The organism is Enterobacter sp. JBIWA003 (genome assembly GCF_019968825.1).
GTDB classification, from domain to species: Bacteria; Pseudomonadota; Gammaproteobacteria; order Enterobacterales; family Enterobacteriaceae; genus Enterobacter; species Enterobacter quasiroggenkampii.
Genome location: NZ_CP074170.1, coordinates 2,024,869 through 2,043,200 on the forward strand (window position 1 = coordinate 2,024,869; position 18,332 = coordinate 2,043,200).

18 protein-coding genes and 2 other RNA genes are annotated in these 18,332 nt (G+C 42.8%); 10 read left to right on the forward strand and 10 right to left on the reverse strand.

What is annotated here, in order from left to right:
• Positions 1-2,376 (forward strand): glycoside hydrolase family 3 N-terminal domain-containing protein, encoded by a 2,376-nt coding sequence (locus KGP25_RS09655; RefSeq protein ID WP_223540323.1) that lies wholly within the window; start codon positions 1-3, stop codon positions 2,374-2,376.
• A 6-nt stretch (positions 2,377-2,382) separates the two neighbouring features.
• Here the strand turns inward: KGP25_RS09655 and rprA (KGP25_RS09660) are convergent.
• Positions 2,383-2,502: antisense sRNA RprA (gene rprA / locus KGP25_RS09660), an RNA gene on the reverse strand.
• Between the two features lie 17 nt (positions 2,503-2,519).
• Between rprA (KGP25_RS09660) and KGP25_RS09665 the strand changes: the two genes are divergently transcribed.
• Positions 2,520-3,725: a tyrosine-type recombinase/integrase gene (locus KGP25_RS09665; protein WP_223540324.1), complete on the forward strand. Its 1,206-nt coding sequence runs from the start codon at positions 2,520-2,522 to the stop codon at positions 3,723-3,725.
• 566 nt (positions 3,726-4,291) lie between these two features.
• On the opposite strand, the gene KGP25_RS09675 is transcribed toward KGP25_RS09665, so the two are convergent.
• Genes KGP25_RS09675 through KGP25_RS09690 form a run of 4 tightly spaced genes read right to left on the reverse strand, consistent with a single transcriptional unit; the run spans position 4,292 to position 7,714 of the window.
• Positions 4,292-5,293, reverse strand: coding sequence for a primase-helicase zinc-binding domain-containing protein (locus KGP25_RS09675; protein WP_223540325.1), 1,002 nt, complete (start codon positions 5,291-5,293; stop codon positions 4,292-4,294).
• Positions 5,286-5,612, reverse strand: coding sequence for a hypothetical protein (locus tag KGP25_RS09680; protein WP_223540326.1), 327 nt, complete (start codon positions 5,610-5,612; stop codon positions 5,286-5,288). The genes KGP25_RS09675 and KGP25_RS09680 overlap by 8 nt, the downstream gene beginning before the upstream one ends.
• 54 nt (positions 5,613-5,666) lie before the next feature.
• Positions 5,667-7,439, reverse strand: coding sequence for a DUF3987 domain-containing protein (locus tag KGP25_RS09685; RefSeq protein WP_223540327.1), 1,773 nt, complete (start codon positions 7,437-7,439; stop codon positions 5,667-5,669).
• 5 nt (positions 7,440-7,444) lie between these two features.
• Positions 7,445-7,714 carry a hypothetical protein gene (locus KGP25_RS09690; protein ID WP_223540328.1) on the reverse strand — a complete coding sequence of 90 codons (270 nt, stop codon included), beginning with the start codon at positions 7,712-7,714 and terminating at the stop codon, positions 7,445-7,447.
• Between the two features lie 856 nt (positions 7,715-8,570).
• Between KGP25_RS09690 and KGP25_RS09695 the strand changes: the two genes are divergently transcribed.
• Positions 8,571-8,822 carry a helix-turn-helix transcriptional regulator gene (locus KGP25_RS09695; protein ID WP_073535749.1) on the forward strand — a complete coding sequence of 84 codons (252 nt, stop codon included), beginning with the start codon at positions 8,571-8,573 and terminating at the stop codon, positions 8,820-8,822.
• 364 nt (positions 8,823-9,186) lie between these two features.
• Positions 9,187-10,380: a HEPN domain-containing protein gene (locus KGP25_RS09700; protein ID WP_223540329.1), complete on the forward strand. Its 1,194-nt coding sequence runs from the start codon at positions 9,187-9,189 to the stop codon at positions 10,378-10,380.
• A gap of 300 nt (positions 10,381-10,680) precedes the next feature.
• Here the strand turns inward: KGP25_RS09700 and KGP25_RS09705 are convergent, their stop codons facing one another.
• Together KGP25_RS09705 and KGP25_RS09710 are read right to left on the reverse strand one after the other, a co-directional pair.
• A complete protein-coding gene (locus KGP25_RS09705) occupies positions 10,681-11,124 on the reverse strand; it encodes a hypothetical protein (RefSeq protein WP_223540330.1) in 444 nt (147 codons plus the stop codon).
• Between the two features lie 85 nt (positions 11,125-11,209).
• The gene (locus KGP25_RS09710; RefSeq protein ID WP_223540331.1) at positions 11,210-11,569 is read right to left on the reverse strand and encodes a hypothetical protein; all 360 of its coding nucleotides are present in this window, start codon (positions 11,567-11,569) and stop codon (positions 11,210-11,212) included.
• 107 nt (positions 11,570-11,676) lie between these two features.
• Between KGP25_RS09710 and KGP25_RS09715 the strand changes: the two genes are divergently transcribed.
• The 6 genes from KGP25_RS09715 to KGP25_RS09740 all read left to right on the forward strand — a co-directional run bounded on the left by KGP25_RS09715 (position 11,677) and on the right by KGP25_RS09740 (position 15,204).
• Positions 11,677-11,841 carry a hypothetical protein gene (locus KGP25_RS09715; RefSeq protein WP_223540332.1) on the forward strand — a complete coding sequence of 55 codons (165 nt, stop codon included), beginning with the start codon at positions 11,677-11,679 and terminating at the stop codon, positions 11,839-11,841.
• Positions 11,842-11,895: 54 nt separating this feature from the next.
• Entirely contained in the window at positions 11,896-12,210 is a 315-nt protein-coding gene (locus tag KGP25_RS09720; protein WP_223540333.1) for a hypothetical protein, read from the forward strand.
• Positions 12,211-12,298: 88 nt separating this feature from the next.
• Positions 12,299-12,667 carry a hypothetical protein gene (locus KGP25_RS09725; RefSeq protein ID WP_223540334.1) on the forward strand — a complete coding sequence of 123 codons (369 nt, stop codon included), beginning with the start codon at positions 12,299-12,301 and terminating at the stop codon, positions 12,665-12,667.
• The gene (locus KGP25_RS09730) at positions 12,664-12,963 is read left to right on the forward strand and encodes a hypothetical protein (RefSeq protein ID WP_223540335.1); all 300 of its coding nucleotides are present in this window, start codon (positions 12,664-12,666) and stop codon (positions 12,961-12,963) included. Before KGP25_RS09725 ends, KGP25_RS09730 begins: the two co-directional genes overlap by 4 nt.
• A 127-nt stretch (positions 12,964-13,090) precedes the next feature.
• The gene (locus tag KGP25_RS09735; RefSeq protein ID WP_223540336.1) at positions 13,091-13,558 is read left to right on the forward strand and encodes a hypothetical protein; all 468 of its coding nucleotides are present in this window, start codon (positions 13,091-13,093) and stop codon (positions 13,556-13,558) included.
• Complete coding sequence (locus KGP25_RS09740; RefSeq protein ID WP_223540337.1) at positions 13,519-15,204, forward strand: phage tail tape measure C-terminal domain-containing protein; 1,686 nt, start codon at positions 13,519-13,521, stop codon at positions 15,202-15,204. The genes KGP25_RS09735 and KGP25_RS09740 overlap by 40 nt, the downstream gene beginning before the upstream one ends.
• Positions 15,205-15,292: 88 nt before the next feature.
• On the opposite strand, the gene KGP25_RS09745 is transcribed toward KGP25_RS09740, so the two are convergent.
• The 3 genes from KGP25_RS09745 to ydiK all read right to left on the reverse strand — a co-directional run bounded on the left by KGP25_RS09745 (position 15,293) and on the right by ydiK (position 18,296).
• A complete protein-coding gene (locus KGP25_RS09745; RefSeq protein ID WP_223540338.1) occupies positions 15,293-16,438 on the reverse strand; it encodes a PIN domain-containing protein in 1,146 nt (381 codons plus the stop codon).
• A 425-nt stretch (positions 16,439-16,863) separates the two neighbouring features.
• Positions 16,864-16,971, reverse strand: an RNA gene (gene rprA / locus KGP25_RS09750) — antisense sRNA RprA.
• 209 nt (positions 16,972-17,180) lie between these two features.
• On the reverse strand, positions 17,181-18,296 hold the full coding sequence (gene ydiK / locus KGP25_RS09755) for an AI-2E family transporter YdiK (RefSeq protein ID WP_045910283.1): 1,116 nt from the start codon (positions 18,294-18,296) through the stop codon (positions 17,181-17,183).
• Positions 18,297-18,332 lie beyond the last annotated feature (36 nt).

Below are 18,332 nucleotides of genomic sequence, written 5' to 3' on the forward strand. Positions count from 1 at the left end.
ATGACAGCTATCTATAAGGACGCGGGACGTCCCGTGCACGAGCGCGTCGCCGATTTACTGGCGCGTATGACCCCGGAAGAGAAGTTCGCCCAGATGCATGCGTACTGGCTGATCCTCGATGAAAACGGCAACCATCGCGAACGCAGTGACCTCAGCGATGAATTCGCCGGCGTGAGCGAGCAGGCAGCGCTGAGTGAACGGCTAAAGCTGGGCGTCGGGCAGATCACCCGTCCGCTGGGTACCCATATCGTTGACGCGAAAACCGGGGTGCGCGCCGCTAACCGCCTGCAGCGCATGATGATGGAAGAGACGCGTCTCGGCATTCCGGCATTGTTCCATGAAGAGTGTCTGGTGGGGCTGCTGTGCAAAGACGCCACCCTGTTCCCGTCGTCGCTGAACTACGGCTCTACCTGGGATCCTGAACTGGTACAGCGCGCGGCAGAGCAGATCGGTAAAGAGGCGCGATCCGTCGGCTGTCAGCAGGGGCTGGCGCCGGTGCTGGACGTTTCCCGCGACGTGCGCTGGGGGCGAACCGAAGAGACCTTCGGGGAAGATCCCTGGCTGGTGGGGGTGATGGCAACCGCCTACGTGAAAGGGGTGCAGGGCGAGAGGCGCGATCTGCTGGCGACGCTCAAGCACTACGTGGGCCACTCGTTCAGCGAAGGGGCGCGCAACCATGCGCCGGTACATCTGGGCTTTAGCGAACTGAACGACACCTTCCTGCTTCCGTTTGAAATGGCGGTGAAGCTGGCCAATGCCGGGTCGGTGATGCCGGCCTACCACGATATCGACAATCAGCCGGGGCACAGCGACAGCTTCCTGCTGACCACCGTCCTGCGCGAACAGTGGGGGTTCGACGGCATTATTGTCGCGGATTACGGCGGCGTCAGCCTGCTGCACCAGCATCATGGTGTGTCCCACGATGCGGCCGAATCCGCCGCGCTGGCCTTTAACGCCGGGCTGGACGTCGAGTTGCCGAAAGATGACTGCGCGCGCCATCTGGCGGACGCCGTTGAGCGCGGGCTAATTTCTATGACCAGGGTGGATGAGATCGTGGCGCGCGTGCTGACCGAAAAATTCCGCCTGGGCCTGTTTGAAAACCCGTACGCGGATGAAAATGGTATCGATCTGCAAAATGACACCACCCGACAGGTTGCGCGGGAGGTGGCGACGAAATCGGTCACACTGCTGGAAAACAACGGTATTTTACCGCTCTGCGGTAAGCCCCGCGTGGCGGTGGTGGGGCCGACGGCAGACGATCCGCTGGCGTTGCTCAGCGGCTACAGCTTCCCGGTACATCTGATCATCAGCGATATGGTGGAAGAGACCTCGCAGGTAACGACCCCGCGCGCGGCGCTGGAACATTACCTCGGCGCGTCGCAGGTCCGTTACGCCAAAGGGTGTCACATCATCGAGAAACGGATGGCGGGTGCGCCGGTCTTCCCGGGCGACAGCGGCGGTAAGCCGATGCAGCAGTCGCCGGTCTCGCAAAGCACCGCGCTGATCCCCGAGGCCGTGAACGCGGCGCAGGAGAGTGACGTGGTGGTGGCCTGCGTGGGCGATCTCGCCGGGCTGTTCCAGAGCGGAACCGTGGGGGAAGGTTCCGACACCGACTCCCTGAATCTGCCGGGCGTGCAGCAACAGCTGCTGGAGGCGCTGGTGGCGACGGGCAAACCGGTGATTGTCGTGATGACCGGCGGGCGCCCGTACAACCTGCAGGGGCTGGAGGATAAGATCGCGGCGCTGCTGGTGGCGTGGGCGCCCGGGCAGGAAGGGGGCTGGGCGATCGCGGACGTGCTAACGGGACGCGCAGAGCCGCAGGGACGTCTGGTGGTGAGCGTGCCGAAAAGCGCCGGGGCAATGCCGTATTACTACAATCACAAGCTCAAAAGCGGCGGCACGCCGTTTGCGTTCCACTTCGGTTCACGTTATCCGTTTGGCTTCGGCCTTGGCTGGACGACGTTTAGCTGGGGGGCTGCCCGCGTAGCTGAAAGCAGCGTGCCGGTCGACGGCGAGGTGACGCTGAGCGTGGATATCACCAATGCCGGTGAACGCAGCGGCAGCGAGGTGGTGCAGGTTTACGTCAGGGATAAGGTCGCCACCCAGGTACGGCCGCTACAGGAGCTGAAGGCGTTCCAGCGCGTCACGCTCTCGCCGGGCGAAACCACCACGGTCAGCTTTACGCTACCGGTTGAGATGTTCAACTTTACCCGCCGGGACGGGAAACGCATCGTTGAGCCGGGCGAGTTTGAACTGCAGGTTGGCGCATCGTCGGCGGATATCCGCGCGGCGGTGACGATTAATGTGACAGGGGAAACGCGGGTGCTGCCTGCTGAGTGGCGAATGCTCAGTACCTGTGAGGTTAAGCGCGCGTAGTCAGGATAAAAAAAAAGCCCATCGTGGGAGATGGGCAAAGACTACACACAGCAATTCGTTGTTTCACTCAGGGGATTTAAGTCATTGATTGATTTGTGGGTATGCGGTTTTTCGGCATAACCAAAATTAAGCAAGGCTTGAAAATGGACACACAAATTGCACACATATCGCACACAAATAAAAAGGGGTATGTATGGCGCAAGCGTTATGAAAAACACACGATTGAAATCATCCTGCGCACCCGTGATAAATCAATTGCCATAAAAAGAACGGCATCTATAACAATCAGGTATATGGAGCTAAAATCCCTTGAAGCTCCATTTACCTCAATGCGGGAAATGCTGAAAAAGTTTCGTGATGGCCTCGTCGCCTCTGACGAGATTGAGCGATTGAGGCATCTTGCGACAGCTTCACAGGAAGCGCCACACGCTGTTGCTACCACTTCGCCAATGCAATCCCTTACCTTAAGTACTAAACGGCCTCAGAAGGTCGCACAGGGGCATTCCTTAGCTGTCGCCAAAAAAGCGTACTTTGACGCTAACACTGAATGGAAAGAGAAAACTATTAAGGCATATTCTGGTTGCATAGATAGATTTATTGTTTGGTGTACATCGAAAAATATTGAGACTGTGGAAGAAATAACGAAAGAGCATGTTATTTCATTTAAATCTTGCATGGATGAAGAAAAATTAGCCTCCATGACTAAACAGAAAATTATTACCGCATTGGGTAGCATGTTTGCGTTTGTGTTGGACGTTAAAGAATGGATTGATAAAAATCCATTTAGGGGGATGAATTATAAAAAGGTCAGTGTTGAAAAACCTAAGCTGGAAGTTACACTATCTCAATTCAAAGAAATGATTAAGCAACCAACAGTAACTGAAGACCTTCAAAATTATTGGGCTAATGTACTTATGTATTATACAGGGATGCGGGTTAGCGAGTTACGGCAAATCACAAAGGATGATTACATTGAAGTGGAAGGGATTAAATGCATTAGTATCAATACGCATGAAGAAGGGAAAACAACTAAAACAGAATCAAGTAAACGAAATATACCAATTTGCGATGCACTTTTGGCTCTTAACGTATGGAAAGAAAAGCCAGTGATGAAGAATGGATTAAACAGCATTATGGATAAAATCAGTAAGGCGTATAAATCTATTGGCTTAAAACGCTCAAGCCATTGCTACCGCCACAGTATGTCTAACAGATTACGTGATACAGATGCTGATGATAGTACACGAGCATTTATTTTGGGTCATGCAGCGCATGGAATTACGGATAGAGTTTATATAACGCGCCTGCCATTACAAAAAATGTTAAAGGCGCTGAATGATGCTAATTAATTAAGTTCACTTCGTTCACGCGCTCCGCGCTGGTGGGTGAAGAAAAGGACGTTTTGAAACCACATTCTTTCCACCCACCAGCGCGGAGCGCAGCCCCGAAAGGGGCTAACATTTAATGATGCTCATAAACTAATTTACCCCCTGAAATAATTAAGGCATTACATGCCATTGATGGCACTATTTTGAAAAATTCAGACGAGCCAGCAAATTTTAAATCAAACGGCGATATATTGAATTGTTTAAACATGGAATGGGCGAACCGTTCTGAATCCCATGCTTCACGTCTTGAGTTGTAAGAGCATACATTATGCAATAAACACGGTCGGCCTAAATCAAATGATAATTCACTCATTCGCGCAAAGACGTTAGCAGACCTGCCAATTTTGATAATGTTCTCCGATTGCATTACATAGTTATAATAAATTCGCTGCTTACTGCGTTGGCATGTGGGGCATTCATCGCCGTAAATATGATAAATGCCGATACGTTCAAATTGACCATGTAAAGGGCAGGTGATGGTGACTTTGGAAAATAAATCAGCGTAGTCAGAATATGTGTATTTATGTTTATATAGATGGCTTGCTGTTTTTAAGTACCCTTTGAAATTCATCACGCACTGCAAATTTTCCGCGCTGAAAAACATCGCACCAATCCTCACCAACATTAACGGGCATTGCCCACCAGCAGTTATTTACTTGCTCCATTGTTTTTATAGTGGCTTTTAAGCCAGCGTTATCTTTATTACTGTCATTATCAGTAAGAATGCAAATATTAGCATTTGGATAACATCGCCTTGCTTCTATCGTGACGTTGTTTAAATTAGTATCATTGCCAGCAGTTAAGAACAAGGATGCCGGATATAAATCACTTATTGAATATTGAAATGCGGTAACGGTTCCAAACCCTTCGCCAATGAATATGGTTTCAATATTCCCCGCCTGATTCCTCTCACAGTGAAAAGCACCCGTTTTCTGACTATTAGAGATAAATAATTTACTTGCCCCATCATTAGAAATTCGTTGCATTGCACAAAATGCTCCGTCAGCGCGATAATAATCCAGTAGTGTCTGACCATGACCGCCAATCCACATCATTTTGCTAATTCCTTTGGTTAGCAGGTACGGAGATTCGCGCCATGTAGCATTTTTAGATTCATTGCTTACATTCTGCGAAAACAAATCCAGTTTGTTGTAATCTAACTCGGCTATTTTGTGCTCATGCGTATAAATGATTTTCTTTGGCGCATTCCTCATTATAAGATGATTGGGATTGTGCCATTTCTTGGTTTTATTAAAACCTAAATGCGCACCAATATCAGAAAGAGAAAATTTAGTTATCGCTTGTATGATGGTTAGTGGTTGCAATACATTACCGCCGTGACTGTCGCCTGACCTGCAATAACCCGTATTTGCATACTTGCCTGTACTTCTCCAATTAAAACGATTTTCACCCCCACATATAGGGCAGGGGATTTGCGTATTTGGTTCGATTTCAATTCCAAATTCGCGCATGTAATCAAGCGGTTTTTGTTTAATGTAATTGTTTAAATCGGTAAAGAAATTAGCCATTATATTTACTCCCATATCGACGCGCTGGGTATTTTGAAAAGAAATCAACAATGTCTTGTTTTCGATACCAGATGTAACCCTCGTGTTCTTGATAAATCGCTTGTGGAAATTCTTTAGGGTTAAATCGTTTTGCCGCATAAAACATTGGCTTACTTACACCAGACAAAGCTATAGCATCATCACCACACACCAGTCCGGTAAGTTGTACCTTCTGGGATTGCTCGCTGATTTGTGCAGCAATTAGTTTTTTATTTTCCTTAACGTATTTTTCAATAGCCATAGAACGCATTTTTCCAATAAGATAATTTGTATCGGTCATTTCGAGTTCTCTTCATATAAGATGATTAGTGGTAGTTATAACTGGTAATTCAAACTAAGTGGCATTTATTAACTTATGCATCCTGTTCAATCCTGCATTTTCAATCTTATATGCTGGTTTCTTATTCGCATCAGCCACAGATAAATAATCTGACGAAACAAGCTTGTTCATGAAACGCTCTACTGTCATTTTAAATTGGTTTAACTTGCTCCTTATTTTCTTACCGTTAAATAACTTGTCTCGCAAGACGCTTAGATAACAATATCCATGTTGGTTTTTATTTTTATCAATAGTGATATAAATTTTCGCTTCAACTTCCATTTCAAATTCGTATTGCTCAGATTCGCCGCCCGTTTCGCACAGACTAATAATCGCATTCAGACTATCAAGGACGATTTTCAAAGCGGCTTTAGCTTGTGCTAATGTGATTTTTAAATCAAAATTCCCGACTGCTAGCAGGGATGCAATTCTGCATGTGTTTTCGTATACCCTTCGGTACAATGCCCCATAATCAATGTTTTGAAGAAATTCATCTGCATCGTATTTAAACATTACATCATCTAAAAAAAGCCTGGCTTCATCAGTTGCTGTAACTTCACCTTTTATCGTAGAGATATATTCGATGTATCGTAATAATGCCTCTTTTTCAATTTCATTTGCATGTGGAGTTTTTAATTTATTAATGCTCTCACCCCATCCCATAATGACACGTCCCAGAAAACCATTTTGAATCGAGCGCTTGTTAATGTGTGGGCGCATTTCCCTTGGAGTGGATGAACCAAAAAGATTAACCCTTACTCCATCAATTCTTTTCGTTTCCTTCATTCTCCTGATGGCTTCTTTTTTATACTCAATGGTACTATTGATTTTGTCGGAGATGGATTTGGCCTTGTCGATATCAATTCTGTTGCCATCATCATCAATATTTTCTTTGTAATGTGCTAATCGTTTTTTGTCATGGTCAATTTCAGACTTGATAGATGCAATCATTTCTTTTAGATAAGTAGGTGACAGTTTCGCATACTGTTTTGTTGATAGTTTTAAAAAGGTACCTTCCATCCCGCTTGAATGTTCAGATTTCTTTGCACCAATACCACGCATACTGTTAAGCATTTCATGTGCTTCATCCACAAGAAAAGCGGCGCGTCCCTTACCATGGAAAATGTCCATGTAAATACTTTTAGTTGATGTTGGCGCATCTGCTGCTGCCATGCCAGCAGAAACTGCGATTTCATCAAAAATTTCCTGTGGTTTTTCTTTGCCAGCACCAGATTCACAAACAGTAAAGGTTAATAAGCCCATAGTAATATTGTTATAACCTTTAATGTTTGGTGATATAGCAGAAAGAGCCTGTAATGCCGCCATTTTAGCCGCTGGCTTTAACTCACGGCGGGCTGCATTATTCATGTATTCATAGATGTACTGGCCTATACCGCATAATTCATCATTTTCATTGTTTTTATCTTTTCCCAGAGCTTCCAGCACAGGCTTTTTAGGTTCGTAAAGTGACTTTGCTGTTGCATCAATATGCAAAGTTGCTTTTGCAGTGTCATTTGAAGGTTTCTGCACTGGCGGGAAATTATTAATTACTGGCTGTTGAATGGCAGGAGCCATAATTTCAATTTCATCGTAATCTGGACGCGCAGACCAATCAATAAACATTTCTGGTGCGCCGAAGTCTGGTTTTGCGTTGTAATCAATATATAATTCAGGAGTTTCATAAATAGGTGTTGCGGTTTTATCAATAAATATAAATCCAAATTTTGAGCATTCATGAGGACTCATGTAAAAAACATCAATGAATATTTCTTTGTGCTGATAATTCATTTTGTTTACCTGATTTTAGCGGCTACCAGAATTGGTTTGCATTGAGTACCTTTTGGTTTGTATCCATAACGCCCGAAAAATTCAATCACTTCCTTTTTTGAATAAAAAATTGACTGACCACAGCGTACACCTTTTGGGAAATCCTCTGGTCGCCATTTTCTTGCAGAGCTAAATTCTTGATGCTTGATATTCAGTAAAACAAGTATTTCTTTATTAGAAATTTTATCTTCTGGCAATTGATGTGCGTTACCCGCGCATGAATTAAGCGTAATCATTTTATTTACTCCATATTATTTATATTCTGGAAAACTTAACTGGCTGCAGGAAGTATGTTTCTCTGATATGGACAATGTTACTCATGCAAGAATGCTCAGTCAAATCACTCCATGCCGTAACCTATTGATTTACAGCGTGTCAACACTATAACAAGAAGCCGCATGGCGTCGGGGAATACAAGACTGGCATGACCTTTGTTTTTATAAAGAATCACAAACAAAACAATAAATTAAAAAAGTTTAAATTATTTTGCTTTGAGCGTTTTGTGTACAGAGTCATACAGGAGTGATTGGAGGCGGGCATATTTCCAGTTTTTCCAGATTTGCTTCCAGAATCCAATCCCTTGCCATCCCCGACGCCATGCGGTTTTTCCAGATTTCCGAGATTTCCACTATAGGGTTAAAGCCTCTTATAGAACCCTTAATACATACCATACCCTCTACAGGTGAATGAACTACCCCTAACCCCTTGGAGTATGGTCAAGAACATACACATTTGATGCTTATGAGGTCGGAAATATAGGAAATTGGGGAAAACTCAGGTATGGCGCAGGTTACAGGAGATGCAGAACAGGAAACAATTCTGGAAAATTAGGAATTAATCAATGGAAACCGCATGGCGTCGGGCTTTGCGTTAATGTGGGTATGTGATAGATTCTGCATGCCAGCGTGAAAAAGGCGCTGGTGGGGATTTGCAGCCCCAACTAATGACGCGCTGTTCATGCAAATGAACGGTTCGACCTTGCTCATCTGTATTTTTCAATGGTGGGTCGGGGCGTGGGAGTCGAAAGGCTCGCCAGATGTCATTAGCTGGTACTGCAAACCATGTCTCGATTCACCACCAAGGAATGAGAAAATGGTTGAGCAGGATTGGCATCCGGCAGATATTCTTGCCGCTTTAAAGAAAAAGAAAATCAGCATGGCGGGATTATCCCGTGAACATGGTTTATCAAGCAGCACATTGCAAAATGCTCTAAATAAAGAATGGCCTAGAGGCGAATTAATTATTGCTAATGCAATTGGCGTGTCACCTCAAGAAATTTGGCCTTCTAGGTATTTTGAAAAAGATGGCTCTCCAAAAAATCGTGTAATTCGAAAACCTGTTTAGATAAATCAATGCGTCTCTAATTTAAGGGGCGCATTTTTGTTTTTGCTAACACATCGCATAGTGGGGCATGTTGCGCGCGTGCGTGTGATAGTTATTAATTGTATTTCTGTACTAGTTAACAAATACGAATTTTGACGGGTATCTAATTTTGATTTTAGCTGCGGCTTCGCCTTGCTGCGCTCCGCGCTGGTGGGTGGAAAGAATGTGGTTTCAAAACGTCCTTTTCTTCACCCACCAGCCCCGTAGGGGCGTGAGCGTAGCGAACTGAGTTTATATGATTTTGATACATATTGATTCTATCATTTAGATTAAATTCGTTTTAAAATCATAAAAATATATAGGATTTGATAAAGGTGAGAAATTTATGAATGATGCCGCAATTAAAAAGCTCACAGGAAATATTAAAACAATAATTTCTGACCCGTTGGTTGGTTATGGCTTCTCAGGCATAAAATGCGATATGACTCCTTTTGAATCTATCGCAAAAGAATTAAACAAGAGAGATAAAGACTTTCAACTTGATAAATATTCTTGTAAGTTAATATATCTTGATGCTGCCAGGGAGTTCAAAAAGAAAAACGGTGACCAGCAATCTTTAAGTGAATTGTCAATAGCACAAAAGGATGAGCTGGCAAGTTATATACTTGGTCACTATTTAGCAACCCCATTAAAGTATGATGTAATTGTTCCATTAGAATGGCTAAAACCATTAGGTTACCACAAGGTTGGGACTGCTGTAACAATTTCTGAAGGCAAACGTCTTATCTTCTCTTTATTACCTGATAATTATGAATCATTTGTAGAAATAAAAATTTCAATGTGGGGTTTCTTTTCATATGACACTGAAAAGTTATTTTTAAAAGAAACATTGCAAACATTAAGTATTTTGATGTTCATGCTAAAGCAAAATGGAGTCATATATAGCTCAAGAGCATATGATAAAATCCCTTCAGCATTAGAGATTTTATCGGATAAACATAAAAAATTCCTTTCTGTTGATGCGAGGCTTTTATGTGAAAAGTATGATTATTTTAATAGTTATCTTTCCTTTCCTATTTCAGTTAGCAAATATATAAATGAATTGGCATTAACTGAAGATTTTAGTTTGCTAAAAACTGATGCTGCAATTGATATGGTAAGGGTTGCGCTAACCGTCGCCACTGAACTTTTAGATAATAATTCAGATGAAGCAACTAGAGTTAAATCAGCTATAGGTTGGTTTATTCAGGCGGAAATTAATGAAGATGATACTATGTCATTTATTCAAGTGTGCATGGGGCTTGAGTCAATTTTTGGTGATAATGAATCTGAAGGGGGATTAACTAACAGTCTCGCCGATAGATGTGCTTACTTGATTGGAAGAAATATAAGTGAGCGAAAACAAATAAAAGATGAATTTAAAAAAATGTACCGAGTGCGTTCGAAAATAGTACACGGTGTTAAAAATCATTTAACTCAGAATGAAGAGCATGTAAGAAATAGAGCTTTTTATTACCTAAGGAAGTCAATTTTAAAAGAAATAAGAAATTTACGCGATTTGCCAGAACGCAAACTTTAAGTGAGAGGCTGGGTGCATCAGTGCTTCATCATAGCCTTTACAACCATCAGGTAAGGCGATTGTATGTCTTTGAGCCTAAACGCCTCCTGATGCTTCCTGTGAAGCCGTCGATCACTAAATGATCACGCTGGTTGTTGCTTGCGGGTGGTATGGATGTAACAGAACCATGCCGTGCAAGGTGGCGAGATTGCGCCGGAATCGTATCGCCAGTAAGCGTTGAGGGTAAGAAAGTATGATTGGATGATCTGAATAGGGAATGCCGCATAGAGGCACGCAGATTGCCTTATGCGGTCGTTTAGTTCAGCACTGGTAGAAGTTGGCGAGGTGAGGAATCTGGCTAGTAGTGGTTTCGAAAGCCTTGAATCGTCCATATTTATCTTTTTCCAAATAAAGCATTTTTAATGCTGGTGGAAATATTGAATCCATAATTCCATAAACGCTTATATTTTGATTTTCCTCTTTTAGTATTCCCCAATATTGATAACCATTTAATGCACTGTCATCAATTCCCGTCCCGACGCGCTTAACGTGGGCTAGATATCGGCCTTTTATTGTAAAGCTAAATGACTCATCATGTTCGTTTGTGCAGGTGTAAAATCCATCATCGCTTTCATTTATAAATTCAGGTGCATCTCGATTTAATGAGTGCTTATCTAAGTTTTTTATGATTTCGCTTCGCTGTGCACATCCGGTGATGCTTAGAATGCTAAAAATTAGCATAGAAGCGGCAACGTATTTTTTCATTTTGATTATCCATTTCAAAGCAGGGCGTTTAGATTAAATCACCCTGACAACATAGTAATTAGCGGTTCCATTAATAGATCGCAGGTTATTTGTTAATTTGTTTTTTAGTGTGTGAGATAAAATTTCTAAGCAAATGTTTTTCAATCACAATTTCACATTTTATATTTGGATTCCCGACCGCATCAATTCGTTCCAGCCAAAACATCAATTCTTGTTGTGCATCGCATTTTCGTTTGAATTTAATTGCCCCGCCGAATTTTTCATTTAAAGAATCATCGTCGCATAAAAAATAAATTTTATTATTGATTGTTATTTGGATTAAATATGTTTTTCTGGTCAGGTAATCTAACCTTTCCTCTGCTTTCAATAGGTTAGATGCGGCTTGATTGACTAATGAGAGTGCTTCTTCTTTGCTTATAGGCGATGTGTTGACAGACTTGATCATAATTTGATCCTTTAGATGGAGTGTAGATGGAATATAGGTGTAATACCCTTGTTGATACTATACCTATATAATAGAATGAACTCATCGCCACAACAAGAGGATGATTCATGCCTAACTGCAAGAATAAGGTTGCTGTATATCTGTCAGATGATGAAATAGAGATAATTGAAAGTTATAAAAATAAATATCACAAAGAAAATGGGATTCCTCTAAGCAGAAATGCAATTATTAAGATGCTTATCAGTCGCTTATCAAAAGAAATTTCAATTTAAAATAATAATACGATAAATACAATTTAAACTTCACAAAATCAAAGAGGAAACTCTATGCACACTCTTTTATCTAAATTTAAAAATAGGAAAATTAAAATGTATCAGCAAAAATATAAAAACCGAATGATTGATGATAATGAATATAGTCAGGTGCTGCAATCGAGAATGCAAAATCTTCTAAATCAATATAATAATGAGGTTTCAAACTTAAACCGTATTGGAGTTACAAATTTGGGGTTTGGACATTGGGATAATGGTGAAAACAAGATTAATAGTCACGTTAATAAAGTAAGTGAGACTTTGGAAAAGATGCAATCAACGCAAGCCCTGATTGATGCTCTTACAATCGAACGTGCACAATCTAATTAATTAAATAATTGAAGGAGGTGTGGCATGACAATTGCTATCATGGTTGTAATGTTTTGGGCTTTCCTGATTCTTAAAGAGGAAATCAAAAATGGCTGATAAAAAATATGGCGTCTTTTTTTGGCGTAAAGGTGAAAGGGTTGAAGATGTTCCATCAGACCAAAATGTAGCAAATAAAGGTGTTAAACCTAAACGTATTTTCACGGATTATATTGAAGGTATGCGCTACTCTGGGAAAATGAACGCAACAATTCCCGCAGCGCAGAAAGATAAATATGAATATGTTCTGTGTGAAATCGTCGCACCTGATTTGAATAATACAAAAGAATTGTTTAAGTCAGGGAATCTAACAGAAGCCCTTAAACAACGCCGCGCTATGAATCAGCGAAATGATATAGCAAATATGGTTAAACAGGGCGTGCATGATTATCTTAACGTTACATTGGGTAATAAACAATGATTATAGATGAGCGATTTATTAAATGGTCTATGGTGCTGGTGGAGGCCGGAAAAACTTCACCCAGCCTTGCGCAGCTTTATAAAGGAAGCACAAAAGGATTAATCTTTTATAAAACGCGTGAACTAGCAGCAAATGCAGCGGCTAAACGTAATGAGCAATTAGCCGGAAATAAATCAACCAGCCGATTTAAAATCATTAAGCTGCATGATGCAGAAGCGCAGCAGAAGCACGATTTTCAGCAAAAACAGGAACGCCAGCGCCGCGATGCACATCATATGCGCCGATGCGGATTCTAGATTTAACTCAGTAATTAAATGAATGGTGATGGTGCAAGAAAAACTTCCTTTTCTTCACCCACCAGCCCCGTAGGGGCGTGAGCGTAGCGAACAAAGTAACATTAATATTAAATCAGAGGTGAATAAAATGGCAGGTGACAATGCTGAACTAGGTTTTTCGGTTGATACATCACAAGTAGAAACAGCAACAACACGGCTTGATGAATTAGCTAAGGCTGCAACGGGGGTGACGGAAAGCGCGAATGGTTTATCTGATGCCGTCAATAAAATCACTGGTGCTAACGGAATGATGCGCGGAAAAATGGGTAATATTGTTCGTGATTTTAGCTCTATACAAAATGAAATTACGAATGAGGTTATTAATTCGGGTGAAAGCGCTGGTAAGGGATGGTGGTCTAAATTTGTTAGTGGCATTAAAGAAAATCACAATGCACAACGCGAATTAGGCGTAATGTCACATGAAATTATGTCTGGGCGATGGGCTAATTTGCGAGGTTCTGCGTCAATCTTCTTAGGCGCGGCTGGTATGGGGGGGGGGCTGGTACTGGCGTTATCATGGGGCTTACAGCAGCCGTTGAGGGCATCGAGGCACTAACGGAAAGCATTCAGGAGGCCGCACAAGCGCAGAAGGATTTGCAGCAATCCGCTATTTTATCCGGTAATGCTGGCGCTTTGTTTTCCGGCAAAATTGATGAAGTTGTTAATGGCCTTGAAACCGTTAAAGACGCATCAAAAGAACTCAAAGAGGAATTTGTTTCTAACGCTCTCAACTCTGGATTAAGCTCTGACTTTATTAAACAACATGGCTCCATCCTTTTGCAATATCAGCAGGAATTTGGTGATAAGCAAACAGAAGCATTAGAAAAAATCCTTGCAGAAACACAAACCGATGCAACAAAAGGTTATGCCGCTCTTTATAAAATGGGTGATGGCCTGCTAGATAAAGTAAATAAAGATATTCAAAGCGGTAATTATAAAGCTGCTGGCGCTGATATGATTAGTCAGTTGTTGCAGGGTGCGCAAAATCAGGCGCGTGAAGCACAAAAAGAACAACATGAATTGGATGGTGAAAGCTGGTGGCAAAAGTCACTGGATTTTATGGCGCTGGGACAAATTGGCGCAGGTGGAGGCGATACGCTTGATTATCAACATCGAATTGATGTGCATGTTAATAAAATTAAATCAGCAAACGAACAAGCGAAAGATGCAATAAAAGCATCTATGGATTCCATTAAATCACCAGATTTAAGCCATACGAAAGCCTATCATGATTTTACCGCTTTTCTGCATCCATCATACCGGACTCACTCAGGAAAAACGGAAGCGGAAAAATCAGCGGAACGTGCAGCGCGTGCTTTAAGCCAGTTGAAAAACTCAATTTATGGTATTGATGAACAATCGCAATCAATAATTAATTCTATCAATAAGCGATGGGATGCAAAAAATCAGCCATTTAGTAACCTAACTAAAGATGCGTATGATTTCCAGCAAGGGCAAGACCAGATTAATCAGCAGTTTGATAAAATGATTGATAGGGTTAACGAATTACGCCGTCGTCAGGGTAAGGATGCAAATAATTCTGCATTTGATTCAGAGATTGCAAAAATCACACAGCAGCGCAATGCTGCATTGAAAGCCAGTGAAAGCGGATTTGAAGATTATGAAAAAAATCTTCATTCAGCTATAGCGGGGATGAAAGCTGGCTGGAAAGAATATGATGAAAGGTTCGATAATGTCGCGGCGCAGCAAGAAAAAATCTGGTCTAAATCACTTGATTTAATGACGGATGATTTAACTGATTTCTTGACAACCGGAACATTGGATTTTGAAAAATTCTTTAAAGATATCGCCGTTATGGAAGAAAAATATATGGTTGGTAATTGGTTGGTAAAACCATTTAATGACTATGTTGGCGGTTTAATGGGGTTTAGTTCGGGTGGTGGCGCTTCCGGCGCACCTGTGGCGGCTACTAATACTTTTGCGGTTCCTGATATCCCTAAATTGGGCGCAAGTCGTTTAGGTGGTGGTTTGGGTTCAACAGCGCCAGTAATCAACATTACTATCAACGATAACGGCAATAAGGGCGGGGTAGATAGCAAAAACAGTGCAACAACTGGTGATGCGCAAAAACTTGCTAATGCGCTTGATAAATTCCTGTCGGACTACGTCAAAAATCAAAACGTAAAATCCAACCGTCAGGGCGGGTTAAACAAAACCATGGGGAACTGGTCAACACGCTAAATATTTTAATGAAATCAACCATGCTCTAAAGTGCCCTTTTGCAGGGCACTGAATTATATAAAAGAGAAAATGTTGTTTTTCATACTACCTAGTCATTTTCATCATAATCATTTCTCCAGTCTGGTTCAATCTCACCAAATCTTGCCTCGCTGATAGTTTCAAGGACTTCAATTTCAGAAACCTCGATATCATCAAATCCCTGACTAAAATCACCTGCAAGGGTTAATAAAATGTCTGTATGATATGACTCTGTTGTAGTGCATACATTTCCACCCATGTTTACGTAATCTCTATCAATTGAATCTTTTATGGAAAAACTGAAGCTCGCTTCCACTTCAACCTCAACGGTTGCACCAACTTTTAGAACTATTGATTCATCATCTATTCGTACCACACGGATTTTAACCAATCCTTCTTTATCATCATCCAAAGTATGTGCCACATAAGAAACATTGACATCATCCCACTCATAATACATGAATGAATCTGCTTCGATTGAAATATATTCACCATCTAAGCTATCAATGATGGCATCTTCAATTTCTTTAAGCACATGATTCTCTGTGTCTAACAATGAATCTTCTCTAATATGAGCGATTATGCTTGCTACTTTATTATGCGGCTGGAATTTTTCTAAGGCTTCTGCTAATGATGATACTACTGTGATTCGGTTTGAATTTTCAGAAAACTCTTTCCATCCGTTATCCTGACTTACGGCAATAATATTTAGATCGTTAGATTCTGCCCAACCCTCAACAGATAACAGTGCGATTGCATCTGGAAACTCATTCTTTTTGTCTTTGCCCGTTTCGAAAGGGGGTTCGGTGGAGAAGTACATGTCCATTAGGACGGATAAATTGGCATGCTCTGAAGAATCTAATTTTTCAGCACCAATAAATGTATAATAATTATCTAACTGTTGCTCTGCAATTTCTTCCTCGCTACCTTCTACAGATAATATTTCTCTAGCTTTGTCAATATCATCATTTTTAATCTTAAGTTGCTTATTCGCTGATCTTAACGCTTGCTCAATTGTTGATCTTGCTCTAGATAGTTCTTGACTGATATGATTTATTGCTTCGTTATGAACTATGTCTGTTTGGATAACCTTAACGGGGCTATCTTTAAATTGACTCATTTGGGCAAGCATTCCTTCATAAAACTTATAACCCTCACTTTTGAGAATGGAGTTATCAAGAGTGATTGCACCATAATCCAATTCAATTTCATTCATGGTTAATTTCAATCCCTTAATTTAGCTAACAGAAAGATTCATGATGGGAAAATATTACATCGTACATTATACTTAAAGAAACCCCATCAGTATGAATTTTATTTAATTATTGCAACTAACTTCTAAGTATATGATATTACGATAGGTGGATAGTCTTAAGTTAGGCAAGTAAGATTTTGCTTTGTTTCGCATCAGATGAGAGCAACTGAACTTTCTACCCATCTGATTAGTTCTCTAACGGTTTTTTGATATTGGGGCTTGAATGCGCCACTCCATATACCAATACTGAAAATTGTTGTAACACTCGCCTGATTTACGCCTGTAGCACACAAATGGTACACAAACGGCACACAGGTAATCGCATACCCTCAACGTGCTAAATCCTTGAAATGCCGTCATTGCTGGCCTGATGCCTGAAATCAGGACAAAAAAAAAGCCCATCGTGGGAGATGGGCAAAGACTACACACAGCAATTCGTTGTTTCACTCAGGGGATTTCCATGCTTATAAATCAAGGTGTTGATCTATAACCGTGTCCTAATAGTAGGCATGTCATCTTTTAGCGTCGATCGGATTCGTCTCAATAGTTAAAGAGACGTAAAGATTTTTTAAGGTGAATAGCGGACTTAGAGCAAAAAAGGCGGGTCTGACCAGTGAGCAACGAATAAATACTTTAGCAGCGTTAAAGTATTGTGAGGGGGAATGTAGGCCGGGTAAGCGTTAGCGCCACCCGGCAAAAAAACTTAATGCGTGTTCTTCTCTTCCAGCTCTTCCAGTTCGCTCAAAATCACGTCCGGGTCTGTTCCCGGAGGCGGAATTTCATGTACCCAGGCGGAGAACAGACGCCAGGTGACGGCGAGCAGTACCGGGCCAATAAACAGGCCTATCATGCCAAAGGCAATCAGTCCGCCAATGACCCCGGAGAGGATCAGGATCAACGGCAGGTCAGCACCCATGCGGATGAGTATCGGACGAATGACGTTATCCATGGTGCCGACCACGCAGCTCCAGACCAGCAGCACCGTTCCCCACGTGGTATCACCCGTCCAGTACAGCCAGATAATACTAGGGACCAGCACCAGCAGCGGTCCCAGTTGCGCAAGACAGGTCATCAGCATGACCACGGTGAACACGGTGGCGTACGGTACGCCGGAAATCGCCAGACCGATACCGCCCAGCACCGCCTGCACCAGCGCGGTCACCACCACGCCCAGCGCCACCGCGCGCACGGCCTGCGCAGCCAGTAAAACCGCCGCGTCACCCCGTTTGCCCGCCAGGCGGGTGGCAAAGTGACGAACGCCTAAAGCCACCTGCTCGCCGCGCCAGTAGAGCAAGGCGCTGAAGAGCAGCATCAGGGTACAGTGCATCATAAACCGGCCGATATGCGCCGCCTGACCCACAAACCAGGTCGTGGTCGTGCCAATGTACGGGCGGACTTTTGCCATCAGCGCGCTGCCGCCCATCTCCAGCAGGCTATGCCAGCCGCTGTAGAGCTTGGCGCCCACCACCGGAATGCTGTTCAGCCAGGCGAGATCCGGCAGCGTCAGGTCACCGCTGCTAATAGCGCGAATAACGGGGCCACTGGAATCCACCAGGCTATTCACCAGCAGGGCAATCGGAATAATAAACAGCAGGAACAGCAGGAGCGTCATGACCAGCACCGCTAACCCGCGGCGGCCGAACAGCAGCTTCTGTAAACGCAGCAGCAGAGGCCACGTGGCAACGACAACGGTCGCGGCCCAGGCGAAGCCGAGAATAAAGGGTTGAACAATCCACAGACACGCAATAATCATGAGGGCCAGGAACAGCACCGACAGCAAAATTTGCGCAACATCCCTGGGCTGGCGAAGATTGACCATAAATGAAACTTTCCTTAAAAGAACGCCAGCGTGGCT